1 pseudogene is annotated in these 230 nt (G+C 57.4%); it reads right to left on the bottom strand.

Going from position 1 to position 230, the window contains the following annotated elements:
* Positions 1-46: 46 nt before the first annotated feature.
* Positions 47-230, bottom strand: a pseudogene (locus tag ACTHRE_RS11230) (hypothetical protein); the annotation flags it as partial.

Raw genomic sequence — 230 nt, 5'->3', positions numbered from 1 at the left:
GTACGATGTTAGCCACCAGCCGCCAGCCCTTCCAACCAAAGCATTAGGCCGCAATCAGAAGGAAAGGCAGGGAAAACAGCAGCCATACCAACGCCAAAGTCGGATTGTCCTTGGTCGGGGCAACCCAGCCGGACATCCGCGCCAGCATAAACCCAGCCCACACCAGCATAGGCAATACAAATGCCGCCACGACCCACGCCGCGCCTACGACGGTTTTGCCGTTTATATTC

It is taken from the genome of Neisseria sp. P0001.S007 (assembly GCF_051963655.1).
Classification (GTDB): Bacteria; Pseudomonadota; Gammaproteobacteria; order Burkholderiales; family Neisseriaceae; genus Neisseria; species Neisseria subflava_A.
The sequence above is the reverse complement of the archived record's forward strand: the minus strand, read 5'-3'. Positions and strand labels throughout refer to the sequence as shown.